This is a genomic window from Vagococcus sp., from assembly GCF_036639995.1.
In the GTDB taxonomy this organism is placed as follows: Bacteria; Bacillota; Bacilli; order Lactobacillales; family Vagococcaceae; genus Vagococcus.
The window spans coordinates 1-26,019 of sequence record NZ_JAVWHO010000024.1 but is presented as its reverse complement, the minus strand read 5'-3'; the positions used below and the strand labels follow the sequence as shown (position 1 = coordinate 26,019).

Sequence of the window (26,019 nt, the reverse complement as noted above, 5' to 3'; positions counted from 1 at the left end):
TTTCCAACTCCTGCCATGCACCTATCTTGCATATATATTCTTGAGGTGCTCCTCTTACAATCAAATTTTTTATCATTATTAATCCTCCTTAGTTAGTTAATATTTATTAACAGATTATCATTTTTATTCATAAAAATCGAGCTTTTCCTTATTTTTATGCAATTATACAATTAAAACTTGAATATTATAAATTTTAATTGTATAATTCAATCATTGATAAATAAAGGAGTGCTTTTTATGACAAAAAAATGGCAACAGAAATTCGCCATCATAATGATTTTCTTATTCAGTTTTATAGGTTTTACTAAAGTAAATGCAGAAAATAGTGACCCAACATTGCAAAAGGTTCAAGACAAAGGCGTGTTAACTGTTGGTCTTTCTGCTGACTACGCGCCTTATGAATTCCACGCTACCGTTGATGGAAAAGATAAAATTGTTGGTATGGATATTGATATTGCTCAAAAAATTGCCGATGATATGGGTGTTAAACTAAAGATTGAAGAATATGGTTTTGACGCTTTAATTGGGGCACTTAAAACAAGCAAAATTGACATGGTTATCTCTGGTATGTCACCTACACCTGAAAGATTGAAAGAGGTAGATTTTTCTGATCCATACATGACTGTTGATCAAAAGGTCATCATCAGAAAAGAAGATCAAGAAAAATATACTTCTATTGGAGATTTTAAAGGTAAAAAGGTAGGGGCACAGAAACAATCTACTCAAGAGGAATTATCAAATGATGAACTCTTTGCTGACACAGTCTCTCTTCAACGTTTACCTGATATTATTTTACAACTTCAAAATAAAAAAATTGAGGGAGCTGTTATTGAAGGTCCTGTTGCTGAGGCTTATATTTTACAAAATAAAGCTTTAGCATTTCCTGATAACGTTTCTTTTAAAAATGGTCGTAAAGAAACTGCTGTTGCTATTCCAAAAGATTCAACTGAATTTGCTGATTCTATTAACAAATCTATCAAAGAAATAAAAGATAAAAAATTAATGGATGGCTATCAAAAAGATGCCTCTAAATTGATGTTTGAAGAAGAATCATTCTTTAAAAAATACAGCTCTTTTTATGTTAAAGGAACTGCTTATACTGTCTTTTTAGCCTTTATTGGTGTGTTCTTTGGAGCTATTTTAGGGGCTGTTTTAGCCTTAATGAAACTATCAAAAAATAAATTATTAAAAGGAATAGCTATTGTCTATATTGAATATGTTCGTGGAACACCACTACTTGTTCAAATTTTTCTAGTGTTCTTTGGTTCTAATGTGATTGGTCTTGATCTAAGTGCGTTAGTTGCTAGCTGTTTAGCGTTAACTTTAAATAGTGGGGCTTACGTTGCTGAGATTGTTCGGGCAGGTATTCAAGCTGTTAACGTTGGGCAAACAGAAGCTGCAAGATCGCTAGGAATGAATCAAGCGCAAGCTATGCGTCACATTGTCTTACCGCAAGCGATTAAAAATATTTTACCTGCACTAGGCAATGAGTTTGTAACGGTTATCAAAGAATCATCTGTTGTTTCAGTTATTGGTGTATCAGAATTAATGTTCCAAGGTGGCGTCGTGCAAGGAGCTAGTTTTAAACCATTCTTACCAATTGTAATTGTTTCAATGATTTACTTTGTTTTAACATTTACACTATCTAGAATTTTAGGTGTTGCTGAAAGGAGAATGGGATCTAATGATTAATATTAACGGACTAACTAAAAAATTTGACAAAAATGAAGTACTAAAAGGAATTGATGTCACTATTAAACAAGGAGAGGTTGTTGTTGTTATCGGCCCTTCTGGTAGTGGTAAAAGTACATTTTTAAGATGTTTAAATCTTTTGGAACAACCTACAAGTGGAACAATTGAATTTGAGGGTGTCAATCTTGTCGACCAAAAAACAGATATTAATAAACTGCGTCAAAAAATGGGAATGGTTTTTCAAGGATTTAACTTATTCCCACATAAATCTGTCTTAGAAAACTTAACAATCAGCCCGATTAAAGTAAAAGGTGAGTCTCCTGAAGTTGCTAAAAAGCATGCTCTTGATTTATTAGAACGTGTTGGTTTAAAAGACAAAGCAGAAAGCTTTCCCTCTCAACTTTCTGGTGGGCAGCAACAGCGTGTGGCGATTGCCAGAGCCTTGGCTATGAACCCAGATGTGATGTTATTTGATGAGCCTACATCTGCTCTTGATCCTGAAATGGTTGGTGAAGTTTTGGCCGTTATGAAAGATTTAGCAAAAGAAGGCATGACAATGGTTGTGGTCACCCATGAAATGGGATTTGCTAAAGAAGTAGCAGATAGAGTTATTTTTATGGCAGATGGTATTGTTCAAGAAGATGACACACCTGAAGAAATATTTGATCATCCCAAAAATACTAGAACACAAGAATTCTTAGGTAAAATTTTATAATAAACTCTGTTGTAATAAAAGTCTTGAGTCATTTCTTTGCTTTTATTACAACTTTTATTTTATGATAGGTAGCATACTACTTAAGGAGGAGACACATGAATTCAACATACTTATCTCAGTTTTATCAAAAACCTGTTGAAAATATATTACTTGATTTTGGTAATATGGCAAACCAAATAGATGATTTACTTGATTTATCTTATGGGGATCCAGATTTAACAACTCATAACTCAATTATTGAAGCAGCTTTTAAAGATGCCAAAGCAGGTCACACTCACTATACCGCCCCAGATGGTAGTCCTGAATTTATTCAAGCTGTTTTAAATACATATAAACGTAACTACAACTTAACATTTGAAACAAGTCAAGTTCGAGCAACTGTTGGGGCACTTCATGGTATCTACCTCGCTCTTGGCGTTATCTTAAATGAGGGAGATGAGGTTATCATTCATGAACCCTTCTTCTCACCTTACAAAACGCAAGTTGAAGAAATTGGTGGCACTTCTGTCATTATTCCAACTTATGAAAAAGATGACTTTCAAATTGATATAGCTATTCTAAAAGCAGCTATTACTCCAAAAACGAAAGCTTTAATCATCAACTCTCCTAACAATCCAACTGGAGCAGTTTTTTCGAAGGAAACACTAAAACAAATTGCTGATTTAGCAATTGAACACAATTTTTACATTCTATCTGATGAAGTATATGAAGCTTTTAGTTATGGTGAAACATTTTATCCAATGGCAACATTTGCTCCAGAACACACGATTACGCTGAACAGCTTTTCTAAAACATTTGCAATGACTGGTTGGCGTATTGGTTTTATGATTGCCCCAAGTTATATCAATGACGCCTGTACTTTATTAAATGAGAACATCACCTTTTCAGCACCAACACCGGCACAACGAGCAGGTATTTATGCCCTCGATAACCGTGAGGCAATAGTACCAACCGTAACAACTATTTTTAAAGAACGACTGTCTTACATTGAAAAGCGTGTCTCTACCATAGATTTTGTCAGCTTAAATCCAGTTAAGGGCAGTATGTACGCGTTTATTAATATTGAAAAATCTGGTTTAACATCCATTGATTTTGCGATGAAACTTTTAAAAGAGCAACAAGTTTTAGTTATTCCTGGGAAAGCTTTTGGTCAATCAGGCGATAATTACATTCGCTTAGCTGCTACACAAGATTTATCTGTTTTAAAAGAAGCTTTTGATAGAATTGAAAAACTCGTATTTTAATTTGACTTTTTTTTAATCTAACAGCTGTTATTAGTTGTTTTCGTTTTAAAAAATATGCTACACTATCAAAAAAGGAGTGACTGATTATGGCAAGAACTAAACAATCTATTATAAATGTAACAAATGATTTACTTGCATCACCTATTTACGTAGAGAGTGGAAAATTAGTTATTATTTATAATAATACAAAACGAACTATCTTTTCTGATATTGATTTTTTTGAACTTGTATACAATGGTGAAGATCTTTACTTAAATTTCTCTACAATTGGAACGGAAGAAACATACAACAAACGAATTGATTTATCAACAGTTAATAACATCAATGGTATTTTAATTAATCCATTTAACTAATCAAACAATTCTGACTGAAAGCAAAACTAACATTTTGTTTTCAGTTTTTTTTATTGTCTATTCATCATATATTTGAACGTAATGGTTTTCAATCAATCAATGATGAACAAATTCCACTTAATTTCTTATTTTTAGGAGAGCTTAATTATTTTTTTCCACCTTTTCTAAAAGGGTACTTTACTGTTATACTTTTCATTCAGTTATAAAAAAGGAGTAGAAGTTACATGTCAGAAAGAAGTGCAGAATTAAAACAAGCAGAAAAAGGAGCCCTAGTTAGTATATTAGCTTATGTTATTCTAGCTATCTTTAAATTAGGCGTTGGTAGCTATGCTAGTTCAAAAGCTCTATCTGCGGATGGATTAAATAATTTTACAGATACAATAGCCTCTGTTGCTATTTTTGTTGGACTCAGACTATCCCGTAAACCTGCGGATAATGAGCATCGTTACGGTCATTGGAAAGCGGAAAATGTTGCTAGTCTCCTAACTTCTTTAATTATGTTTGCTGTTGGTTTTCAAGTATTAATTAGCGCAGTTGAATCACTGATCACCCATAACGTAGAACAACCAGAACCAATAGCTGCAATTGTAGGTATTATTTCAGCTATCATTATGTATCTTGTTTATTTATATAACAAAAAACTGGGAGAAAAATATAATAGTAGCTCGTTAAAAGCTGTTTCAAAAGATAACTTTAGTGATATGCTTACCAGTCTTGGAACTTCTATTGCTGTTTTTACTGCTAGTTTTCATCTTCCTTGGTTAGACACGTTAACAGCTGTCATTATTGCTGTTATTATTTTAAAAACTGCCTTTGAAATTTTTAAAGAAAGTACCTTTTACTTATCTGATGGATTTGACCGAGATAAATTAGTTATTTATAAACTCGAAATTTTGAAGGTTAAAGGAATTAAAGAAGTATCCGTTTTACGAGCTCGTAATTTAGGTGCTAATGTCTTTCTTGATGTTACCGTTCGGATGGACCCACAATTAACTGTTAAAGAAAGCCATGAAATTGTTGATGAAATGGAAGCTGATTTAAAAAGAAAATTCGATATATTTGATATCGATGTTCATGTAGAACCCTATGAATCTTAATAACAGAAACTGAAAACTAGCTGTTTTCAGTTTTTTTCTATATACTTCAAAATAAGAAAAGCAAAAAAGAAGGAATAATATATGACAAAGAAAATTGGTATTATTGGCGGTGGCATTGTTGGTGCAACAGCTGCCTTTTATTTAAGTAAAGAAAAGCAACATGTCACTATTTTAGATGATGGTGTTGGACAAGCGACATCTGCAGCTGCAGGTATCATCTCTCCCTGGTTATCTCAACGTCGCAATAAAGAATGGTACTTTTTAGCAAAAGAAGGAGCTAAATTTTATTCAGAACTTATTAAAGATTTGGAAAAAATAACATCAACTCAAGCAGTCTATCAAAAAACGGGAACGATTCTTTATAAAAAAGATGAAAAATTATTATTAAAACTAAAAAAACTCGCTGAACAAAGAAAAATTGAGGCACCTGAAATTGGTGATATCAGTCTTCTAACAGCTAGAGACTTAAAACGATTGATTCCTAACATTAGTCATGAAGAGTCAGCTTTATTTATTTCTGGCGGTGCTAAAATTGACGGTGCCCTTTTGATTAAGTTATTGATTGACGCTACAATGAATGAAAGGAATTCCTTCATTCAAACAAAAATTAGAAATATTTCCTATGAAGATAATGCCTGGTATGTTTCTGACCAAGAGAAAACTTATCAATTTGATGAATTGATTCTAGCCTGTGGTGCTTGGATTGGCGAATTACTTGTGCCACTTAATTACTCCGTAGATATTAGACCACAAAAGGGACAACTTATTGAGTTGCATACATCTCTAGAGACCAATAATTGGCCTGTTATGATGCCTGTTGGGGAAACTGATATTATTCCATTTAATAATGGAAATATTCTTATTGGTGCTACCCATGAAAATGATGAAGGATTTGATTTGAAACCAAATCCACTCATTCTCTCTTCATTGAAAAAAGATGCTGAAGAATTTATTTTTGGCTTGGATACTGTTGATATTTCTACTGTTCGTGTTGGTACAAGGGCTTATACATCTGATTTTTCACCATTCTTTGGTGAAATTAGCTCACTACCTCATTTATTAGTTGCCAGTGGACTTGGCTCTTCTGGGTTAACAACTGGTCCCATAATCGGAAAAACACTAGCTGATTGGGTTATGAATCAAACAACAGATTTTGAAGCATATCGCCATAAACCAAATCAGTATATTTTTAAAAATGAGTGACGATTAGCGTATAATCATGTTATGATATAAAAAAGAAAAGGATGTGTGCTTATGGGAATGACATTTAAGAAAAAAGACAGTTTAGAAAAATTATTTGAAGAATTTGCCATTGATCCTGATAAAAAAGAAAATAAAAAAGCTGTTAATAAAAATAACAACTTTACAGTAGATATGACAAATGCAACATTTACAATTAAAAGTGATGAAGACAAAAAATAAGAAGTTGAGATAATTAGTCTCAACTTCTTTTTTAATTTAGATAATGCTCAATGGCTGCCCACGCTTTGTCTTTTCCTTCTTTTGTTTCAGAAGAAAAAACAATAAAATCATCAGAAGGATCAAAATTAAGTTTTTTCTTGATTCCTGATTCATGTTTGTTCCATTGGTTCTTTTTAATTTTATCACATTTAGTTGCCACGACAATTACTGGAATTTGATAGTATTTTAAAAATTCATACATTTGAATGTCCTCAGTTGTTGGGTCATGACGCATATCAACTAATGAAACAACTGCTTTTAGTTGCTCTCTTTCTGTAATATAAGTCTCAATCATTTGTCCCCACTTTGCCCGCTCTGTTTTAGAAACCTTTGCATAGCCGTAACCTGGAACATCAACAAAATGTAGCGCTTCTTCTATTAAGTAAAAGTTCAATGTTTGCGTTTTTCCTGGTTTACCTGATGTTCTAGCTAAACTTTTTCGGTTAATTAAGGCATTAATAAAAGATGACTTACCCACGTTTGAACGACCTGCTAAAGCAATTTCTGGTAACTGTGTTTTTGGATATTGCTCTGGTGAGACTGCACTAATAATAATCTCTGCTTTATGTACTTGCATAATATCTCCACTTTCTTTTTTTATTCTTTCCTATCTTAACAAAAAAAAGAAGAAATGAACACTTCTTTCATTTCTTCTTACGTTTCTAATTAAAATTCCATATAGCTTGCTGGATTAATATAACCAGACCATAATTCTGAATTAATCGCAAAATGCAAATGCGGTCCTGTTGAATTACCAGTTGAACCAACATAGCCAATCATATCACCCATATCAACTTTTTGATCAATTGCAACAGCTGAACGTGTCATATGGAAATAACTTGTATAAAGTCCATTATCATGTTGTAAAATAACATAATTTCCTGCTGATGGATCAAATCCCTTAGCAACTACTTTTCCTTTTGAACTAGCATAAATTAATGTATCACTTGCTACTGCCATATCAATACCGTTATGATGTTCACCACCACGAGAACCAAATGGACTAGTGACTGTATAGCCAACTTTTAGCGGGATAATAAATTCACTTGTTTCTTTTGTTGCAACGTTTTTAATTTTGTAAGTAGAGACTTTACGTTGACCAATAATCACACGTTTTGAATCAGTTAATTCTTTTTTATCATTTAGAATATCTTTATTCCATTTTTGGAAATCTTCTTTATCTAAATTATGCTCTGAAATGATTGAATCAATCGTATCTCCATCTTTCACATCATAATAAACGTTTTGAATTTTAGCGCCACCACTTAATTTTTGATCAAAAAATGTTAAATCATAGGTTTCTATTAATTTATTTAATTTTTTGTCATAACTTGTATCTGTCGCATATTTTCCAGTTAACGCTTTGGTTGCATCTTTATAAGTTTTGGCATTTTTCTTCCAAGTATCTTTATAAAAATCGCCATTCCCTCTTTTTTCATTTGTTAGTAGCTCAGCATAATCTTCAAATGATTCTTTATAGCCTGGGTACTTTCTAAACGATGCGTTAATCGTGTACAGGCTTCCTTTACCATTATCTTCACTTGTGCTAAATGAAACTGAGTCGCCTTTATAGCTACCTTTAATACCAAACAGGTTGTGGTTAGGCGGCTGACTCAATTGACTATTTCCAGAACCTGTCTCAAGAATTGCTTGGGCAATCATTACTGAAGCATATAAATCGTACTCTTGACCTATTTCTCTAGCTTTATCGCCAATACTTTCAACGAATTCTTCAGTTGACTGATTTTTTATGAAGTTAATATCACCTGATGAAACATATTGTGATGAATTTTCTTCAGTTGCAATAACTCCTGATTCTTCGCCAGTTATAACACTTTCTTTTGGTGTCCCTGTTTGTTTATTTTTTGACACCTCGTTTGTTTCATTTTTCTTTGATTCTTCTTTTTTTGGTTCTTCTTTAGAAGGTGTTGTTGGCTTTGGTTTAACTGGTTTTGGTTTTGACGGCTCTGTTGTTGATTCCGTCGTTGATTCACTTGTGCTTGTTTCTTCTGTTTCAGAAGGAGCTGTTTCTTCTGATGATTCTGGTTGCTCTTCTGAAGACGTTGTTTCTTCTGTCGTGCTTTCTGTTGTTTCAGGTGTACTTTCCACCTCTTCGGTACTCTCTGTTTCTTCTGTTTTATCTTCTGTTTCCTCAGCAACTTGTTCACTCGCCGTTTCTCCCATTACTTCAGCGCCATAACTTACCACTGGAGCAACAAGACCGCTTGTAAAAGATGCCACAATAAAGATTGTCAGTAATTTTCTCTTCATCTTACTCTAACTCTCCTTAACCTATAAAAATTCGAATGCGCCAATTATAACATGCCTATGTAAAAAAAACTAACTTTTCACATAACCTTTAATAAAACTTAACTGCTAATTAGTTCTTCAAGTTATTAAATCATGCATTAAAATTAACATACTATTTATAAACAAACAAATAATTTGCTTCTTGTATTTATCTTATTGTGTCATTTTGCATTTTATTTTATAATTTAGTACGATAGAATTAACAATAAAGGAAGGTGATACCTAGTGATAAAAAAACAAACAAGAATGCCACGTTATCAGCAAATAGCTATTGAGATTGCTGAGAGAATAGTAGACAACCGATATCCGGTCGGTGAAAAAATCCATGCCAGATCTACACTTGCTTCGACCTTTGGTGTATCACCTGAGACAGCAAGAAAAGCTGTTAACATCTTAGTTGATCTTGGAATTATGGAAGTAAAACATGGCAGCGGCGTCTTTGTCTCTTCTAAAAAAAAGGCTGTTTCTTTTTTAGAGCAGTATCAAGATGTGCAGTCTATTGAGGACATTAAAGATGATTTATTTAGCAGTCTTAATCGCCAAAAAAAAGAATTAGATGGTTTCACGCATATTATCAATCAACTTGTTTCTCAAACAGTGAAACTAAATAAAGTAAATCCATTTTTACCTTCAGAACTTTTATTAACTGAAGAAGCTGAGCATTTAGATACGTCGATATCTGATTTAAATTTATGGCACGAAACAGGTACAACTGTTATTGGTATCTTACATAACGATGAATTGATTTTATCACCCGGTCCATACGCTGTTTTAAATTCAAATGATACGGTCTATTTTGTTGGTGATGAGTTTGCTACACAAAGAATGATTAATTTCTTTTATCCTAATAAGTAAGCATCTGTTGAAGAATGTGAAAACACATTCTTTTTTTATTGATCAGATAATTTTGACAAAGTGACCACCCGATGTTAACATAGTGTGGTCACTTTGTTTTTTCAGAAAAACAAAAGAAAATTACATAAAGGGGAGATTAACATGGTAAAAGTTCAAGTCAAACACTTAACTAAAGTTTTTGGTAAAAAAAGCCAAGTTGCTTTAAAAATGATCCAAGAACAAAAACCAAAAACTGAGATCCTAAAGAAAACAGGAGCAACTGTTGGTGTGTACGATGCAAACTTCGACGTTAACGAAGGGGAAATTTTTGTTATCATGGGACTTTCAGGAAGTGGAAAGTCTACATTAATTCGCTTAATTAACCGACTAATCGAGCCAACTTCTGGGGATATATATATTGATGGAAAAGATATTGCAAAAATGGATAAAGAAGAACTACGAGAGGTTCGACGACATAAAATGAGTATGGTTTTCCAAAACTTTGGTTTATTTCCACATCGAACTATTTTAGAAAACACAGAATTTGGATTAGAAGTTCGTGGTATTCCAAAAGAAGAAAGAACAAAACGTGCTGAAAAAGCCTTAGAAAATTCTGGTTTGATTTCATTTAAAGATCAGTATCCTGGACAATTATCTGGTGGGATGCAACAACGTGTAGGTTTAGCACGCGCTCTTGCAAATGATCCTGAGATTTTACTAATGGATGAGGCTTTCTCTGCTTTAGATCCTTTAATTCGCCGAGAAATGCAGGATGAATTAATTGATCTTCAAGCAACCGTTCAAAAAACAATTATTTTCATCACTCACGATTTAAATGAAGCTTTACGAATTGGCGACAGAATCGCTTTAATGAAGGACGGACAAATTATGCAAATTGGAACTGGAGAAGAAATTTTAACAAATCCAGCTAATGAATACGTTCGTGAGTTTGTTGAAGATGTCGATCGTTCAAAAGTTTTAACGGCAAGTAATATCATGGTTCCAGCGATTACAACAAATATTGAACTAGATGGTCCTAACGTTGCTATTCAACGAATGCGTGCTGATGATGTTAGTATGCTATTAGCTGTTGATAAAAAACGTAATTTGCGTGGCTATATTACAGCTGATGAAGCTCACAGAGCTCGTAAAAGAGGGTTAACTTTAGAAGAGGTCATGGTTGAGGAAGTCACAACTGTTCCAAAAGACATGCTTGTTAGTGATATTTTTAATATCGTTTATGACTCACCAATGCCTCTTGCAGTAGTCGATGACGGTCGATTATTAGGTGTTATCATCCGCGGTCGCGTTATCGAAGCTCTTGCTGGTACGCCAGATGAGACAATTGAGGAGGGTTTGAATGAATAGTCTACTATTATTTGCAAAATTACCTGTTGCTGACTGGGTTGAATCAATTACAGCGTGGATGACAGAAACGTTTTCTGGTCTGTTCTCTTTTTTCCAATTGATTGGACAAACTATCATGGAAGGTTTAACGAATGGACTCTTAATCATTCCACCACTTCTGTTGATTGCGTTAGTAACCATCACAGCCTATTTTATTTCAAATAAAAAATGGGGCTTAACAAGTTTTACTTTTCTTGGTCTACTTTTCATCTTAAATCAAGGTCTTTGGACAGATTTAATGAATACACTCACTTTAGTCCTTATTTCAAGTATCACATCGATTATTATCGGTGTTCCACTTGGTATTTTAATGGCTAAAAACGAGACTGCTCAAAAAATTATTACTCCTATTCTTGATTTCATGCAAACTATGCCAGGATTTGTTTATTTAATTCCTGCTGTTGCTTTCTTTGGAATTGGAATGGTTCCTGGGGTTTTTGCCTCAGTTATTTTTGCCCTACCTCCTACCGTTCGTTTCACCAACCTTGGTATCAGACAAGTACCAAAAGAATTGGTTGAAGCCTCGGATTCATTTGGCGGAACCGGCAAACAAAAGCTGTTTAAACTTGAGTTACCTTTAGCAAAAAGTACCATTTTAGCAGGTATCAACCAAACAACAATGCTATCTCTTTCTATGGTAGTTATTGCTTCTATGATTGGTGCGCCTGGTTTAGGGCGTGGTGTGTTATCTGCTCTTCAAAGAGCCCAAGTCGGAAATGGTTTTGTTAATGGTGTGGCTTTAGTTATTTTAGCTATTATCATTGATCGTTTTACGCAACATATTAATAAACCAAAGCAATTCACAGAAAAATCTAAAAGTAAAAAAAGTTCAAAAAAGAAAACTTATTCAATCATTAGTGCAGCATTATTAATTATTGGTGGTTTTTCAGTTTTCTCAATGGTCTCTAAAGAAGACGACAAGGGGACAATTAACCTTGCTTATGTAGAGTGGGATTCTGAAGTAGCTTCTACTAATGTGGTTGGTGAAGTATTAAAACAAATGGGATACACTGTCAATATGACACCACTTGATAATGCGATTATGTGGGAATCTATGACAAAAGGCGAATCAGATGCAATGGTATCTGCTTGGTTACCTAAGACTCATAAAGCTCAGTTTGAACAATATAAAGATTCCTTAGATCCTTTAAATGCTAATTTAAAGGGAGCTAAAGTTGGATTAGTTGTTCCTAGTTACATGGATGTTGATAGCATTGCTGATTTAAAAGGTGAAGCTGGTCAAGTCATTACAGGTATTGAACCTGGGGCTGGTGTTGTATCTGCTGCTGAAGAAACATTAAATGCTTATCCGAATTTAAAGAATTGGAAGTTAGAAACATCTTCTTCTGGTGCAATGGTTGTTGCCTTAGATCAAGCAATTAAAAACAAAGAACCTATTGTTATCACTGGATGGTCACCTCATTGGATGTTTTCTAAATACGATTTAAAATATTTAGAAGATCCTAAAAAAACAATGGGAAATGAAGAATCTATCAATACGATTGCAAGAAAAGGTCTAAAAGAAGATGAACCTGAAGCTTATAATCTTCTTAAAAACTTCCATTGGGAAACAAAAGACATTGAAAGTATCATGTTAAAAGTTAACAACGGAGAATCACCTGACGTTGCTGCAAAAGAATGGATTAAAAATAATCCTGAGAAAGTTGCTGAATGGAAGAAATAAACAAATATACCGGAAGTCGATGATAACATCGGCATCCGGTATATTTTATTTTTTTAGTAAACTAGCTAATACCCTATCCAGTTCATGATAATCTGTCAGTTCAACGTCGGCTTGAAATGTAGTTTTTTCTATTATTTTTTGATATTTATTTAACCAAATACATTTCCAATTAGCTCCTTTAGCACCCATGACATCATTTTCATAAGAATCACCCACATAAATAAAATCTGACGGAAAAGAAGAAGCAAACCTAGTTTCAATATGCTCAAATATTTCTCGATTTGGTTTAGCTAAACCAACCTCTTCTGAAATAAAAACCTTCTTTTCATCTAAGAAAGACTCTAAACCAAGTTGCTTAATTTTTCTTTTTTGGTGCTCTGTTGGACCATTTGTCAAAATTAACATGGTAATATTATTTTCATTTAAATTAGTAATAATATCCTCCATCTCTTTTTTTAAAACAATCTGTCCTTGATTCTTCTGATAACTTTCTTGAAAATCTTGTGCCTGCTCTGTCGATACCACATAAGAAAAATCTCTCATTGCCTCTGTTATCCGGTATACTCTCATCTCTTCAAGTGGTAGTGTTCCATTTTCAGTGAGATGGAACACTTTATCACTATAGTATCTAAATCTTAAATAGAGTTGACTCATACTTACTTCTAAGACTTCCATTATCTCTGGAAAAACCTCTGTCATCGCTTTTTTAAAAGGATCTATTTGATCATACAAGGTATCATCTACATCAAATACAACTATTTTCATTTTTATCTTTCCTTTTCACCAAATTTTTCAATTAATTTATAGGCATAATAGGCTGTTTGGCTCGCATTTTTTACTAATACTTCCACATTTTCAATTGCCTGATTTAAACTCATTGGCTCATTTACACAATCAATTATTAAATCAATGCCTAATTTGTAGTTATCTTTTTGATTTCTAGACTGACTACCAACAATTGCAAATAATGGCACATGACTTTCTCGCGTCATTTTTGCAATTCCAATAGGAACTTTTCCTAGCTGACTTTGACCATCCATTCTACCTTCACCCGTAATCACTAAATCATACCTCTTTAATTTTTTCTCAATCCCAGCCATCTCAAGTATACTTTCAACCCCTGATTGAAACGTGACATTAGGTAATGCCATTAATGCTAAACCAAGACCTCCAGCAGCACCTGATCCTGGTTTTTCTTGTAAACTAACACCTAAATGTTGACTAAGTTTTATAGCAAATTTTTCCATCCATACATCAACACTCGCTAAATCTTTTTCTTCTACTCCTTTTTGTGGTCCAAATAAATAAGTCGCACCAGTTGGCCCACATAGTGGATTTTGAACATCACTTAAAACAATTACTTCAACCTCTTTAAATAAGTCATCAACAGCACTAAGAGTAATAGAATTCACTAGAGAAAGACCTTTCATACCTTTTGTAACTTGCTCTGATTTATTATCTAAAACATCAGCACCCAAACCCTGAAGGAAACCTATACCACCATCATTTGTAGCAGTTCCACCAATTCCGATGTAAATTTTTTTGGGTTTATCTTCTATTATAAGGCGTTTCATTAAAACTCCTAAGCCATAGGAAGATGCTGACCAAGGATTTAAATTACCTGTTTTTTCAATGCCGATAACCTCTGCACTTTCAATAAAGATACTACTTTCATTTTTCCCATAGGACACACTTATTGTCTCACCAAAAATTCCTGGCACGTTTGTTTGCTTTTTTACACCGCCTAATGAACTAAGGAGTGCTTCTAACGTTCCTTCCCCACCATCAGCAACGGGGAACACATCAATATCTAAATGCTTGTCTTGCATTAAAAAGCCCTCTTTTAGCCATTCACCAATTTGTTTAGATGACGCACTATGTTTATAGGAATCTGAAAGTATCATTATCTTACTCATCTTTGTCACCTCTTTATTCTAGTATAACAAAAAAACTGACACACACTCCTTAAAGAATGGTATCAGTTAAATAATTAATCTAAATATTGTGTACTTGGTTTATCTAACCAGGCATACACTAAACCGATGACTAAACCACCACCGATGTAATTACCGATAAACGCAAAGACTAAGTTATGAATCACTGCTCCTGCTGTCATATTAGCAATTGTACCACCTGAGGCAAAAAAGGCTAATGAAAATGCAGGGAAATTAGCGATAACGTGTTCGTAGCCTAAAAAGGCAAAGATAAAGATGATGAAGATAATTGCGGGGACTTTACCACCGTCGTCTTTCATTCTTAAACTAACTAAAACAGCTGTGTTTACAACAATATTAGCAAATGCTCCCTCAACCACAATTTGAACCGTTGATTTATCTAGTTTAGCTGCAATGGCTTCAAACATATAGTTATTAGCATCCATATTTAAAAATGGCCCTGTTAAGGAAACAAAATAAGCAAAAATAACTCCACCGATTAAATTAAACAAGACACATGTAAAAAGAATTTTCAGTGCTTTTGCTACATTTATTTTTTTTCGATACACACCAACTGTCACATATAACATGTTTGATGTTCCAAGCTCTGCATTCATATAAAGAATCATGACTAGTGACCAACTAAACATAAACGCATATAACATTTTACCTAACCCATGAACAATACTCTCTCCTTGAATCGCAATCCAAAAAGCAACTGCTGTTCCTAATGTTAGAAAAAGACAAGCTAACATCGCTCTAACAGCATAGCGAACAAAATGGTTATCAATTAAATCGACTTTCTTTTTAATTGATCCGTCAATTTGCTCAAACATTGGTGAATAAGTTTTCATTTTATTACTCCTCTGAAATAAATTTACGCATACAGAGACTATTCTATCCATTAACGATAAATTTGTAAAGAACTTTTCAGAAAGCTTATAAATTTTCTGAAAACAAAAAGAGACCTCAATCACTTTGAGTTCTCTTTTCTTTTAATCTAATTTTTTATCCCATACCAATAGCAAAGTATAATAGTTTATCAGAATAAGTAATCTTATTCTCATCTACTAAAGTATCATTAAGCATTTCCATTTGATCTGTAATAATACCATCTACGCCATAAAACAACATCCGAGTAATCGTTTCTTCGTCATTTGGTGTCCAAGCGTACACTTCTTTGCCTTTTAAATTTGCAGTATTAATAAATGTTGATGTGAGAGTTGTGTATTCAATAGTGATGAAATCCATCTCACCATCAGGAGGCCCCACTATACTAAAGGGCATAATATAACCAACCACAATTTTAGGTTCTTTCTTTTTAAGCTCCTCTACAACATCAAAAGATAAAGACTGAATAATATGGCCATTTTCTAAAATATTTTTACCATATTTTTTTAAGAAATTATCAATCATCTCTGGGCTATCTTCTTTGGTTGGCTTGATTTCAATCATTAGCTTTTGATTAATTCGGTTAGCTTCAGCCAAGTAGTCATCAAAAGAAACCACTGATTCTTCTTTACCATTTTCGTGAGCAGTTAATTTAGTTATTTCTGATAAGGGTAATTCATTTGGTTTTTTACTAACACCTGTTAGAGCTTTTAAATTAAAATCATGATACACAATAAACTGTCGGTCCTTTGTTTCTTGAATATCCATTTCAACATAATTTGGATGTGTATCTCGGCTTGTTTTTATTAACGCAGCTACCGAGTTTTGAACACCGTTACCATTATCTACCCCTCTATGGGAAACTGTCACTGGTCTAATCGTCGTTGGATGATTTAAAAACTCCCAATTAAATGTTCCAACAAATACAACGCCACCTAATACAAAAACAAAAATAGCGCCAGATTTAACTCTTTTTTGCCATAATTTTTGTTCTTTTTTTTCTTCTACTTCAAACCAGGATGGTTTCTCTGGTAAAAAGTTACCACTATCCATATAATCAATTGTAATGAAAAAGATGGCAACCGTTGATAAAATAACACTTAGTAACCATACTGCTTGAAGTAACGTCATTAATACTAAGGCGGAACCTAAACTATATTTAGATAAATGCTCTTCCACCATTTTTTGGATGAAAATAATCACGCCATAAGAGATACCTGAAAACCCAACAAGGGTTAATGTCACAATAATAAACTGACCTAAAATTTTAAGGAAATTTCCTTTTGTTTCATTCCAACTAAATTTTACTGATTTTTTAAAAGTTTGATCTTTTAATATCATCTCTGGTAAAGCAAAGATAAATCGAATGCCTAGATAAATTAAAAATAAATAGGCTAATATAAATAATGCGACAAAGAGAATTCGATTTTCAAAAATGAAATCCAGAATAAACATGGGTATTTCAAATTTGGATAACAACTCTGAGTTAAATTTCATCCCAGTCACTGGTAAAACTAGAAAGAAGTAAAACAGAAAGAAAAGTAACGTACTAAATTTTATTTTTCTTAATTGCAGTAATGTCCCTTTTAATAATTGCTTAAGCGATATAGGTTGTCTAATTTGAATAAAATAGATACTAAGTAGTAAAAATGTAAACTCAAAAAAAACCGATGTCACTAATAATAAAATCATGCCAATTAACCCAATAAACACGAAAGGATGAGACACCATAATCGATCCTAAATTGTCATAGGAAATATAAGACAAATTTCCTTGCCTTAAAATAAAACGGGTGACACTTGCTAAAAATGGCGTTAAGAAAAACATTAAAAATCCATGCATTAATAAAACATCACGAAAATAAGATTTAGCCTCGCCAATAAATCGCCACGTTTTCATAAAATTCCTTTTAAAATAACTCATAACAAACTCCTAACTTAACTTTCACTGCTTTTTTTCAATTTTCTTCTCTATTAGAAAGAAGAATTTGGTTCCTTTAAAAAGGCGATTTCTTCTTGTGTAGACACTCTTTTTAAACTATCATTACGATGTGGATAACGATTGAATCGCTTAATAATTGCATAATGACGTTCTTCAAAATCTAAATAAGTTTCCATGCCCTTCTCAGCAAACAACTTTAATGCCACTTCATGGATAATTGCTGACTCCGAATGCATAAACGGCATAAATAAAAAGGCTTTTTCATCGATAGATAATTCTTGAACACTTTCTAGTTTAATCGCTTCTTGTGCTAACACTAAACTCATGCCATCGTATTTAAAAGCCGTTGCTGTCCCTCGAAATAAATTTCTCGAAAACTGATCCAACACAATAATTTCTGCAAGTCTTCCTTGAATCGTTTCACGCCAAGAAAAACACTCTCCCTTGGAAACCGACTCGTGGATTTTTTCAAAACGTTCATGTAGTACCTCATCAAATGCGTCATCTTTTTTAAATCGTTGCTCAGGTGTAATTTCATTGAACCAAAAATTTAAAATATCTTTATAATCCATTAGACTCACTCCTTACGTCTGTTAATGTATTCTATTATATATTATTGTGGCTTTCAATAGTAGTTAAACGACATAGATGATTGTTTAAATAAATAATTTGCTTAAAAAAAACCGACTAAAAATAAGTCGGCCTCTGTTGTTACTATTTTTTATTTAAAACAGTCTCATTCTCAATTAAAGTATGAGGTATGATTACTTTCTTTTTCATTTCATCTGAATCTTTTAATTGTGTCAAAAATTCTTGAACAGCTGTTTTACCAAGCTGAGCGGCATTCACATCAATTGACGTAATGTACGGATGAAGTAGTGTTGTGAAGATGGAATTATTAAAACTAATGACAGACACATCATCTGGCACTTTGTAACCTGACAAATTGATCATTTGAATCAAGCGTAAAGCAAACATATCATCTAAAGCAATGCAGGCAGTTATTTTTTCCTGTTTCAGTAACTCATCAAAGTTAGCATAATCATTAGGTGTAATTAATGGAAATGCAGGTAAAGCTTCTAATTTTTTATCTGTCATACATGTTTGATAACCATAATAACGTTCTCTAAAAAAGTTTTCTTGCTGGTTATTAGTTACAAACAGAATGCTATCATGACCTTTATCAATTAGATGTGTGGTTGCTGTCCAGCCAAGTAACTGGTTATCATTATCCACACAACTTGCTTCATTATGAAATTTGTACGGTTGTCCTATCATAGTAAATGGTACTTTATTTTTAATCAAATACTCAAGAACACTATCATCCTCTTCGACATACAACATAATAAAACCATCCACTCGTTTTTGACGGTACATCAATTGTACATTTTCTAATAACTCTTGTTGTGATTCACCTGAAGCAATTGAAATGGTTATTTTTTGCTTGCTTGCTTCTTCATTCATTGCTGTAATCACTTCTAAATAAAAAGGATTACTCTTTCGCTCTTTTGAACCGATAGCTGGTAAAATAACCCCAATGGTATTGGCAAACTTATTGGCTAAATTTTGAGCCGAAACATTTGGAACATAACCCAGTTTATCCATCGCTTTTCTTACTTTTTCTTTGGTTTCTCTTGAAATACTCGGATGATCTCTTAACGTTCTTGACACTGTTGATGGCGCTACCCCTACTTCTTTTGCGACATCTTTGATTGTCACACTCATCTTTATCCCCCTCTTTATGGTGCTGTCTCAATCATAATCCCAAAATGATCACTGACAATTGAACCCATGATATCATTAAAAATCACTTGATACGATAACACATTCATTGATTTTAAAACAAAACCAAAATCAATTCTAAGTTTTTCTTTATTATCCGCCCAACCATCAATATTTTCATCCACTGTAAATGAGCCCTCTTTTTTAGCGGCTAACTCAAAGACATCTGTAAATGTTTCTGTTACTAAACTATAGCCTTCATCCTTAATATGAGCTGGTGCATTAAAATCTCCAAATAACATCACTTGATGATGAGGTAATTGAGAAAGTCGTGACAATAATTGTTCCCATTCATAATAAAAACCCTCTTGTTTATCTTCTGACCACCAAGAAAAATGACAGCTTGCTACGGTTAATGGGACTTCTTCATTCTTAAAATGTGCAAGCACTAATTGCCTTGTGTGATAATCAGTCGGGTCATCCATTGGTGAAACCAACAAACTTTCTGCCTCAAAAGGTTGTTTTGATAATATCGCAGATCCCTCATCATAAATATCGTACCCAATATGGCTACACGCCCAACTCCAATAATAATTATAGCCTTTTTCTCTCAAATAAAGGACCAATTCTCTCGCATAATTGTCTTTTTTTACATTAATTTGTTGTCCCTCTATAGCACAATAAAATGAGTCGCTTCCTATTTCTTCAGCATCAATACGTTGATTAATTTCTTGAAGTGCTATAACATCAATATCCTGATTAATTAAAAAATCGGCTGTTTCTTTTAACTTGTTAAGAGCATCTTCTTCCATCCAACTGTGAGTATTTAACGATACAAACTTCATCTTATTTTCGTCTCCATTCTAAAAATAAAGAGGCATGACAAGTATGCCAAACCTCTTATTATTATGACACATTATTAAATTTTCATTTGACCAACTGTTGTCGCTTTATTTTGTTGCCCTAATTGTAGCATGTCTAATTTTTCAACTTTATCACTATTAGTAATGACAACAACAATTGTTGTGCCCTTACCTTCTGATTTTACAGCTTCCCAATTAGCATTAGCTAATAATTGGCCAGCTGTAACTGTATCACCTTCACCAACAACTACGTCAAATGCTGGTTCTTTTAACTCAACTGTATCAAGTCCCATATGAACTAAGACTTCTAAGCCATCATCACTCATTAAACCAATAGCATGTTTTGAAGGGAAAACAGTCACTACTTTACCTGACACAGGGGCAACGACTTCATTAGCTGTTGGAATAACACCATAGCCATCTCCCATCATTTTTTGAGAAAATACTTCATCTGCTACTTTATCAATTGGGATAACTTCCCCTTCGGCAACAGATAACAAATCAACTTGTTTATTCAAAAAGGCTGTTTCTTTATTTTCAGAACTAGTATCTACAGAATTGAAATCACTTTTTGGAATATCAACACCTGAATCTAGGACATCTTGAATATCAGATTTTAAAATATCTGCTTTTGGTCCGTAAACTGCTTGAACCCCATTATCTTTAATAATAAGACCCATCGCACCAGCTTTACGCCAGTTCTCTTCTGAACCAACTAAACTTCTATCATTAACAGAGACTCTTAATCGAGTCATACAAGCATCAACGTCAGAAATATTAGTTTTTCCACCTAATAAATTAATCACATCAACAACTTGTTGATCTAATCCAGAAGCGGTCATTGTTGCACCACTCGCTGTTTCTTGAGCGCCATCAATTTCATAATTTCCGTTTCTACCTGGTGTTGCATAGTTAAATTTCTTAATTAAGAAATTAGAGATGAAGTAAGTACCTACTGCAAATACAACTACCATTAAAACAAAGTTAAGAACATCTCCGGCAAGTCCTGCTTTAAATGTGATCGGTAAACGAGTTAAAAATTCAATCGAACCAAATGAATGGACACGTAAATGAATAATATCTGCCATAGCAAATGCTAACCCTTGAATCACGGCATACACACCGTAAAGAGGCATCGCAACAAACATGAACATAAATTCTAGTGGTTCAGTTACACCTGTTAAAAACACTGCAAGTGCTGCTGAGAAATACATTGATTTATATTGATGTTTTTTATCAGCATCAACATTACGGTACATTGCATAAGCTAATCCCATCAATGTACCACAAGAACCAATCATTTGACCTACTTTAAAACGAGCTGGCGTAAAGTTATTCAACACTTGATTGTATTGGTCCATATTTCCGGCACCTTTTAAGTTAACTAAGTCAGTTGCCCAAGCTAACCATAATGGGTCTTGTCCATAAACAAGTGTTCCAGCTTGTGCACCTGAAAGAATTTCGTAAGTACCACCTAATTGTGTATAGTTTATCGGAATAGTTAACATATGATGTAAACCAAATGGTAATAATAGACGTTCCAATGTTCCGTATAAGAACGGTGCTAAAATTGGGGCTGTGTCTTGAGAGCTTGCAATCCATAAACCAAAGTTATTAATACCTGATTGAATAAATGGCCAAACTATAGCTAACACTAATGAAACTAAGACTGACCAAAGAATAACAACAAACGGCACGAAACGTTTACCATTAAAGAATGATAAAGCTTCTGGTAATTTACGATAGTTATAGTACTTGTTAAATGCCATCGCACCAACAAAACCAGCAATAATACCAACAAACACACCCATATTAAGTGCAGGTGCTTCTAGGACACTTGTAAAGAATCCTTTTACCATAATTTTAGTACCAAATAATGTGTGAGTGAATGCATCAGGATTGTTTAACATATCACTTGTCACACCGAAAATTGATCCTGTAATACGGTTAATTAACACAAAAGAAATACCAGCTGCAAATGCGCCTCCAGCTTTTTCTTTTGCCCAGCTACCACCAATGGCTAATGCAAATAGTAAATGTAGATTTCCAATAATTGCCCAACCAATATTCTCAATAACACCACCAGTAGTAACAAATGGAGCAAAATTAGGGTTCATCAATGGAATTGATTTACCAATACTAATCATTAAACCTGCTGCCGGCATAACAGCAATTACAACCATTAATGCTTTTCCAAACTTTTGCCAAAACTCAAAACTCAATAACTTCTTCATGCTTTTTCACCTTTCTTTTTTTAAAATTAACGCAATCGGTTTCGTAACTAAATTATATCTTTTCTATTTTTCTTTGTAAAGGTCTATAAGATGAATCTTCTCAAAATGTTACCGGTAGCAATTTAATTTTATGCCATTTTCCCTATTGAATTCGCAAACGTTTGCGTTTATGATAAACGTATAAATCAATCGAGGGGGATACTTTAAGTGAAACATTTAAAACGTTTATTTGAAATCAATCCATGGAAAATTGCAACAACTGAATTATATCCAACTGATATTCGCTTACAAGAATCGTTGACTAGTATAGGAAATGGTTACATGGGAATGCGAGGAAATTTTGAAGAAGGATTTAGTGGTGATCATCATCAAGGTAGTTATCTTGCTGGTGTTTGGTACCCAGATAAAACACGCGTTGGTTGGTGGAAAAATGGCTATCCAGAATACTTTGGGAAAGTCATCAATGCTATTAATTTTATTGCGATGGATTTATATGTCAATGAAACAAAAATTGACTTAGCTACTCAAAACCCAACAGACTTTTATCAAGAACTAGATATGGAACATGGTATCTTATCTCGTCACTTTACTGTTACTGTTGAAAATATGACCGTTAAATTTTCTTTTGAACGCTTTTTAAGTGTTGCTACAAAAGAATTAGGTGTTATCAACATGACTGCTGAAGTTCTAAAAGGGCAAGGTACTATTAAAGTTGTTTCTAAATTAGATAACAACGTCCACAATGAAGATAGTAACTATGAAGAAATGTTCTGGGAAGAGTTAAGCGTTGGTGACTCTCATGTCACAACTCGAACAATTCCTAATAATTTTGGGATTGAACAATTTACAATTACAGCATTAATGGAAAATAAAGCTAGTGGGCAATCATTTACAACTAGTTCGGCAACAGAAGCTTTCCTTGCTACAGAAAGCTTTGTATTTGATGTAAAAGAAAACGAAACAATCAACTTAAATAAAAAGGTTGTTATTGTGACTAGTCGTGATATTGAAGAAACGAAACAATTAGCAACGGCTCAACAAATTATGACTGATGTTACTCATTCTTCTGATGAGAAGTTAAAAGAAGTACACTCACTTGCCTGGGAAAAACGCTGGGATTTAGCTGATGTGGTTATTGAAGGCGATGATGAAGCACAACAAGGAATTCGTTTTAACTTATTCCAATTATTTTCAACTTACTACGGTGAAGATGACCGCTTAAACATTGGACCAAAAGGCTTTACTGGTGAAAAATATGGTGGTGCAACTTATTGGGATACTGAAGCTTACGCGGTACCATTATACTTAGCTTTAGCTGATAAAAGTGTCACTGAAAACTTATTAAAATACCGTCATAACCAATTACCGCAAGCGCAACATAATGCGCGTCAACAAGGACTTAATGGAGCGCTTTATCCAATGGTGACTTTCACTGGTGTAGAATGTCATAACGAATGGGAAATTACATTTGAAGAAATTCACCGTAATGGAGCAATTGCTTATGCGATTTACAATTATACTAACTACACAGGTGACACTTCTTATATTAAGGGTGATGGCTTAGAAGTTTTAGCTGAAATTGCTCGTTTCTGGGCAGATCGTGTGCATTATTCAAAACGCAACAAACAATACATGATGCATGGTGTAACTGGTCCTAATGAATATGAAAATAATGTTAATAACAACTGGTACACTAACTATATTGCTGCTTGGGTTCTTAAATACACATTAGAAAATTACTTGAAATACGAAACAGAAACACGCGTTAAATTATCTGATGAAGAAATCAAACATTGGGAAGATATTGTTGCTAATATGTATTTCCCTAAAGACGATGAGTTAGGCGTATATGTTCAACACGATACCTTCTTAGATAAAGACTTAATGCCTGTTAAAGATTTAGCAGCAACAGACGTTCCATTAAATCAAAACTGGTCATGGGACCATATCTTACGTTCATGCTTCATTAAGCAAGCAGATGTCCTACAAGGTATTTACTTCTTTAATGATGAATTTACAATGGAAGAAAAACGTCGTAACTTTGAATTTTACGAACCAATGACTGTTCATGAATCATCACTTTCTCCTTGTATTCACTCGATTTTAGCAGCTGAACTTGGTATGGAAGAAAAAGCGATTGAAATGTACCAACGTACTGCTAGACTAGACTTAGACAACTACAACAACGATACTGAAGATGGTCTACATATTACATCAATGACTGGTAGTTGGTTAGCTATTGTTCAAGGTTTCGCACAAATGAAAACTTATAAAGAAACACTTAGCTTCTCCCCATTCTTGCCCGAAAAATGGAGTAAATATGCGTTCCATATTAACTATCGTGGCCGCTTATTACATGTTTTAATTGACTCAAATGTAACGATTACCTTGTTAAGTGGTGACTCACTTGATGTGACACTATATGATGAAGTTCATCATATTACTGATACTATTACAGTTCCAGTTAAATAATTAACTTGTATATACATTTGTAGACTTTTAGCAAAATTTATTTTAAAATGATAATGACTTGAGAGTGCGACATCTTGTCTCACTCTCATTTTTGAAAACAGAGAGGATGTTTAATAATGTTTAAAGGTGTTTTATTTGATTTAGATGGTGTTATTACTGATACAGCCGAGTATCATTTTCATGCTTGGAAAAAACTTGCAGATGATTTAGGTATTTCAATTGATAGAGAATTTAATGAAAAACTAAAAGGCGTTAGTCGTGAGGATTCTCTTACTCTTATTTTGAAACATGGTAATAAATTAGAAGATATTAGTACTGAAAAATTTGCTGAATTAGCAAAAGAAAAAAATGACAACTATGTTGAGATGATTCAAGCTATCTCACCTAAAGATATTTATCCTGGCATTTTAGAGTTACTTGAAGAATTAAAAGCAGCAGATATCAAAATTGCTCTTGCTTCTGCAAGTAAAAATGGTCCTTTATTATTAGATAAAATGGAGATTAGTCACTTCTTTGATGCTATCGTTGATCCTGGCTCTGTCGCTGCTGGAAAACCAGCACCAGATATTTTTGTTGCTGCTGCCAAAGCTGTTAATGTACCAATCATTGAAGCGATTGGAATTGAAGACTCTCAAGCTGGTATTGCGGCCATTAAAGCTAGTGGTTCAATTCCTGTAGGTGTGGGTGAAGCAAAAGATTTAGGTAAAGACATTGCCCTAGTTCCTGATACAAGTAAATTATCGTTAACTTATCTTAAATCTGTTTGGAACAACAAATAAGATGTCTTACTCTATTTACCAAGATTCAAAAACAAACATTGATTTTATCACTTTAAAGAATGACCAACTTTCAGCAACCTTCTTAAATTTTGGTGCACGATGGCATGACTTTTTAACACCTGATAAAAACGGAAAAATAGAAAATATTTTGTTAACACTTGATACACCTGAAAATATTTTAGCTGATACAGCACAATTTGGTGCTTTAGTTGGTCCTGTTGCTGGCCGAATTAAAGACGCTAAATGGCAAAATGTGAGACTTGAAAAAAATAATGGTGAGCACCATATTCACGGTGGAAGTCACGGTTGGTGGTGTCAATTTTGGGACTATAAAATAGAAGAAACGTCTTCTTCTACTAAAGTTATTTTTTCTTTAACTGATGAAA

At 33.6% G+C, this 26,019-nt stretch carries 23 protein-coding genes; 13 read left to right on the top strand and 10 right to left on the bottom strand.

Annotation, left to right across the window (positions count from 1 at the left end; translation table 11 throughout):
* Positions 1–237: 237 nt before the first annotated feature.
* The 7 genes from RR554_RS07440 (at position 238) to RR554_RS07410 (ending at position 6,523) form a co-directional block, all read left to right on the top strand.
* Positions 238–1,692, top strand: coding sequence for an ABC transporter substrate-binding protein/permease (locus RR554_RS07440; protein ID WP_332463576.1), 1,455 nt, complete (start codon positions 238–240; stop codon positions 1,690–1,692).
* On the top strand, positions 1,685–2,407 hold the full coding sequence (locus RR554_RS07435) for an amino acid ABC transporter ATP-binding protein (RefSeq protein ID WP_332463577.1): 723 nt from the start codon (positions 1,685–1,687) through the stop codon (positions 2,405–2,407). The genes RR554_RS07440 and RR554_RS07435 overlap by 8 nt, the downstream gene beginning before the upstream one ends.
* A gap of 95 nt (positions 2,408–2,502) precedes the next feature.
* The gene (locus tag RR554_RS07430) at positions 2,503–3,651 is read left to right on the top strand and encodes a pyridoxal phosphate-dependent aminotransferase (protein WP_332463578.1); all 1,149 of its coding nucleotides are present in this window, start codon (positions 2,503–2,505) and stop codon (positions 3,649–3,651) included.
* Positions 3,652–3,737: 86 nt separating this feature from the next.
* The gene (locus RR554_RS07425) at positions 3,738–4,004 is read left to right on the top strand and encodes a hypothetical protein (RefSeq protein WP_332463579.1); all 267 of its coding nucleotides are present in this window, start codon (positions 3,738–3,740) and stop codon (positions 4,002–4,004) included.
* Positions 4,005–4,228: 224 nt separating this feature from the next.
* Entirely contained in the window at positions 4,229–5,101 is an 873-nt protein-coding gene (locus tag RR554_RS07420; RefSeq protein WP_332463580.1) for a cation diffusion facilitator family transporter, read from the top strand.
* Positions 5,102–5,182: 81 nt separating this feature from the next.
* Entirely contained in the window at positions 5,183–6,304 is a 1,122-nt protein-coding gene (locus tag RR554_RS07415; RefSeq protein WP_332463581.1) for an NAD(P)/FAD-dependent oxidoreductase, read from the top strand.
* A gap of 51 nt (positions 6,305–6,355) precedes the next feature.
* The gene (locus tag RR554_RS07410) at positions 6,356–6,523 is read left to right on the top strand and encodes an SPJ_0845 family protein (RefSeq protein WP_332463582.1); all 168 of its coding nucleotides are present in this window, start codon (positions 6,356–6,358) and stop codon (positions 6,521–6,523) included.
* 31 nt (positions 6,524–6,554) lie between these two features.
* Here RR554_RS07410 and yihA read toward each other — a convergent pair whose 3' ends face one another.
* The gene (gene yihA, locus RR554_RS07405; RefSeq protein ID WP_332463583.1) at positions 6,555–7,139 is read right to left on the bottom strand and encodes a ribosome biogenesis GTP-binding protein YihA/YsxC; all 585 of its coding nucleotides are present in this window, start codon (positions 7,137–7,139) and stop codon (positions 6,555–6,557) included.
* A gap of 89 nt (positions 7,140–7,228) precedes the next feature.
* Entirely contained in the window at positions 7,229–8,833 is a 1,605-nt protein-coding gene (locus tag RR554_RS07400) for a glucosaminidase domain-containing protein (protein WP_332467730.1), read from the bottom strand.
* 285 nt (positions 8,834–9,118) lie between these two features.
* Here RR554_RS07400 and RR554_RS07395 point away from each other — a divergent pair, with 285 nt between their 5' ends.
* From RR554_RS07395 to RR554_RS07385, 3 genes are all read left to right on the top strand, one after another.
* The gene (locus RR554_RS07395; RefSeq protein WP_332467729.1) at positions 9,119–9,727 is read left to right on the top strand and encodes a GntR family transcriptional regulator; all 609 of its coding nucleotides are present in this window, start codon (positions 9,119–9,121) and stop codon (positions 9,725–9,727) included.
* Positions 9,728–9,868: 141 nt separating this feature from the next.
* The gene (locus tag RR554_RS07390) at positions 9,869–11,074 is read left to right on the top strand and encodes a quaternary amine ABC transporter ATP-binding protein (RefSeq protein ID WP_332463585.1); all 1,206 of its coding nucleotides are present in this window, start codon (positions 9,869–9,871) and stop codon (positions 11,072–11,074) included.
* The gene (locus RR554_RS07385) at positions 11,067–12,797 is read left to right on the top strand and encodes an ABC transporter permease/substrate binding protein (protein WP_332467728.1); all 1,731 of its coding nucleotides are present in this window, start codon (positions 11,067–11,069) and stop codon (positions 12,795–12,797) included. The genes RR554_RS07390 and RR554_RS07385 overlap by 8 nt, the downstream gene beginning before the upstream one ends.
* Before the next feature lie 45 nt (positions 12,798–12,842).
* On the opposite strand, the gene RR554_RS07380 is transcribed toward RR554_RS07385, so the two are convergent.
* The 8 genes from RR554_RS07380 to RR554_RS07345 form a co-directional block, all read right to left on the bottom strand.
* Positions 12,843–13,562 carry an HAD family hydrolase gene (locus tag RR554_RS07380; RefSeq protein ID WP_332463587.1) on the bottom strand — a complete coding sequence of 240 codons (720 nt, stop codon included), beginning with the start codon at positions 13,560–13,562 and terminating at the stop codon, positions 12,843–12,845.
* Between the two features lie 2 nt (positions 13,563–13,564).
* Complete coding sequence (locus RR554_RS07375; protein ID WP_332467727.1) at positions 13,565–14,713, bottom strand: glycerate kinase; 1,149 nt, start codon at positions 14,711–14,713, stop codon at positions 13,565–13,567.
* Positions 14,714–14,787: 74 nt separating this feature from the next.
* Entirely contained in the window at positions 14,788–15,585 is a 798-nt protein-coding gene (locus RR554_RS07370) for a formate/nitrite transporter family protein (RefSeq protein ID WP_332463589.1), read from the bottom strand.
* A 154-nt stretch (positions 15,586–15,739) separates the two neighbouring features.
* A complete protein-coding gene (locus tag RR554_RS07365; protein WP_332467726.1) occupies positions 15,740–17,545 on the bottom strand; it encodes a glycerophosphodiester phosphodiesterase in 1,806 nt (601 codons plus the stop codon).
* A gap of 50 nt (positions 17,546–17,595) precedes the next feature.
* Positions 17,596–18,135, bottom strand: coding sequence for a DUF924 family protein (locus tag RR554_RS07360; protein WP_332463591.1), 540 nt, complete (start codon positions 18,133–18,135; stop codon positions 17,596–17,598).
* Positions 18,136–18,277: 142 nt separating this feature from the next.
* A complete protein-coding gene (locus tag RR554_RS07355) occupies positions 18,278–19,288 on the bottom strand; it encodes a LacI family DNA-binding transcriptional regulator (protein WP_332463592.1) in 1,011 nt (336 codons plus the stop codon).
* A gap of 14 nt (positions 19,289–19,302) precedes the next feature.
* Complete coding sequence (locus RR554_RS07350; RefSeq protein WP_332467725.1) at positions 19,303–20,130, bottom strand: endonuclease/exonuclease/phosphatase family protein; 828 nt, start codon at positions 20,128–20,130, stop codon at positions 19,303–19,305.
* 74 nt (positions 20,131–20,204) lie between these two features.
* Complete coding sequence (locus RR554_RS07345; RefSeq protein ID WP_332467724.1) at positions 20,205–22,382, bottom strand: PTS transporter subunit IIBC; 2,178 nt, start codon at positions 22,380–22,382, stop codon at positions 20,205–20,207.
* Between the two features lie 207 nt (positions 22,383–22,589).
* Between RR554_RS07345 and RR554_RS07340 the strand changes: the two genes are divergently transcribed.
* The 3 genes from RR554_RS07340 to RR554_RS07330 form a co-directional block, all read left to right on the top strand.
* The gene (locus RR554_RS07340) at positions 22,590–24,854 is read left to right on the top strand and encodes a glycoside hydrolase family 65 protein (RefSeq protein WP_332467723.1); all 2,265 of its coding nucleotides are present in this window, start codon (positions 22,590–22,592) and stop codon (positions 24,852–24,854) included.
* Positions 24,855–24,970: 116 nt separating this feature from the next.
* Positions 24,971–25,633 carry a beta-phosphoglucomutase gene (gene pgmB / locus RR554_RS07335; protein ID WP_332467722.1) on the top strand — a complete coding sequence of 221 codons (663 nt, stop codon included), beginning with the start codon at positions 24,971–24,973 and terminating at the stop codon, positions 25,631–25,633.
* A gap of 1 nt (position 25,634) precedes the next feature.
* The coding region (locus RR554_RS07330; RefSeq protein ID WP_443081327.1) for an aldose epimerase family protein at positions 25,635–26,019 on the top strand (385 nt) is incomplete at its 3' end.

Excerpts from the sequence above, each read along its gene's own strand:
- RR554_RS07440 (WP_332463576.1), top strand. The coding sequence starts at position 238 with ATGACAAAAAAATGGCAACAGAAATTCGCCATCATAATGATTTTCTTA.
- RR554_RS07435 (WP_332463577.1), top strand. The coding sequence starts at position 1,685 with ATGATTAATATTAACGGACTAACTAAAAAATTTGACAAAAATGAAGTA.
- RR554_RS07430 (WP_332463578.1), top strand. The coding sequence starts at position 2,503 with ATGAATTCAACATACTTATCTCAGTTTTATCAAAAACCTGTTGAAAAT.
- RR554_RS07425 (WP_332463579.1), top strand. The coding sequence starts at position 3,738 with ATGGCAAGAACTAAACAATCTATTATAAATGTAACAAATGATTTACTT.
- RR554_RS07420 (WP_332463580.1), top strand. The coding sequence starts at position 4,229 with ATGTCAGAAAGAAGTGCAGAATTAAAACAAGCAGAAAAAGGAGCCCTA.
- RR554_RS07415 (WP_332463581.1), top strand. The coding sequence starts at position 5,183 with ATGACAAAGAAAATTGGTATTATTGGCGGTGGCATTGTTGGTGCAACA.
- RR554_RS07410 (WP_332463582.1), top strand. The coding sequence starts at position 6,356 with ATGGGAATGACATTTAAGAAAAAAGACAGTTTAGAAAAATTATTTGAA.
- yihA (WP_332463583.1), bottom strand. The coding sequence starts at position 7,139 with ATGCAAGTACATAAAGCAGAGATTATTATTAGTGCAGTCTCACCAGAG.
- RR554_RS07400 (WP_332467730.1), bottom strand. The coding sequence starts at position 8,833 with ATGAAGAGAAAATTACTGACAATCTTTATTGTGGCATCTTTTACAAGC.
- RR554_RS07395 (WP_332467729.1), top strand. The coding sequence starts at position 9,119 with ATGCCACGTTATCAGCAAATAGCTATTGAGATTGCTGAGAGAATAGTA.
- RR554_RS07390 (WP_332463585.1), top strand. The coding sequence starts at position 9,869 with ATGGTAAAAGTTCAAGTCAAACACTTAACTAAAGTTTTTGGTAAAAAA.
- RR554_RS07385 (WP_332467728.1), top strand. The coding sequence starts at position 11,067 with ATGAATAGTCTACTATTATTTGCAAAATTACCTGTTGCTGACTGGGTT.
- RR554_RS07380 (WP_332463587.1), bottom strand. The coding sequence starts at position 13,562 with ATGAAAATAGTTGTATTTGATGTAGATGATACCTTGTATGATCAAATA.
- RR554_RS07375 (WP_332467727.1), bottom strand. The coding sequence starts at position 14,713 with ATGAGTAAGATAATGATACTTTCAGATTCCTATAAACATAGTGCGTCA.
- RR554_RS07370 (WP_332463589.1), bottom strand. The coding sequence starts at position 15,585 with ATGAAAACTTATTCACCAATGTTTGAGCAAATTGACGGATCAATTAAA.
- RR554_RS07365 (WP_332467726.1), bottom strand. The coding sequence starts at position 17,545 with ATGAGTTATTTTAAAAGGAATTTTATGAAAACGTGGCGATTTATTGGC.
- RR554_RS07360 (WP_332463591.1), bottom strand. The coding sequence starts at position 18,135 with ATGGATTATAAAGATATTTTAAATTTTTGGTTCAATGAAATTACACCT.
- RR554_RS07355 (WP_332463592.1), bottom strand. The coding sequence starts at position 19,288 with ATGAGTGTGACAATCAAAGATGTCGCAAAAGAAGTAGGGGTAGCGCCA.
- RR554_RS07350 (WP_332467725.1), bottom strand. The coding sequence starts at position 20,130 with ATGAAGTTTGTATCGTTAAATACTCACAGTTGGATGGAAGAAGATGCT.
- RR554_RS07345 (WP_332467724.1), bottom strand. The coding sequence starts at position 22,382 with ATGAAGAAGTTATTGAGTTTTGAGTTTTGGCAAAAGTTTGGAAAAGCA.
- pgmB (WP_332467722.1), top strand. The coding sequence starts at position 24,971 with ATGTTTAAAGGTGTTTTATTTGATTTAGATGGTGTTATTACTGATACA.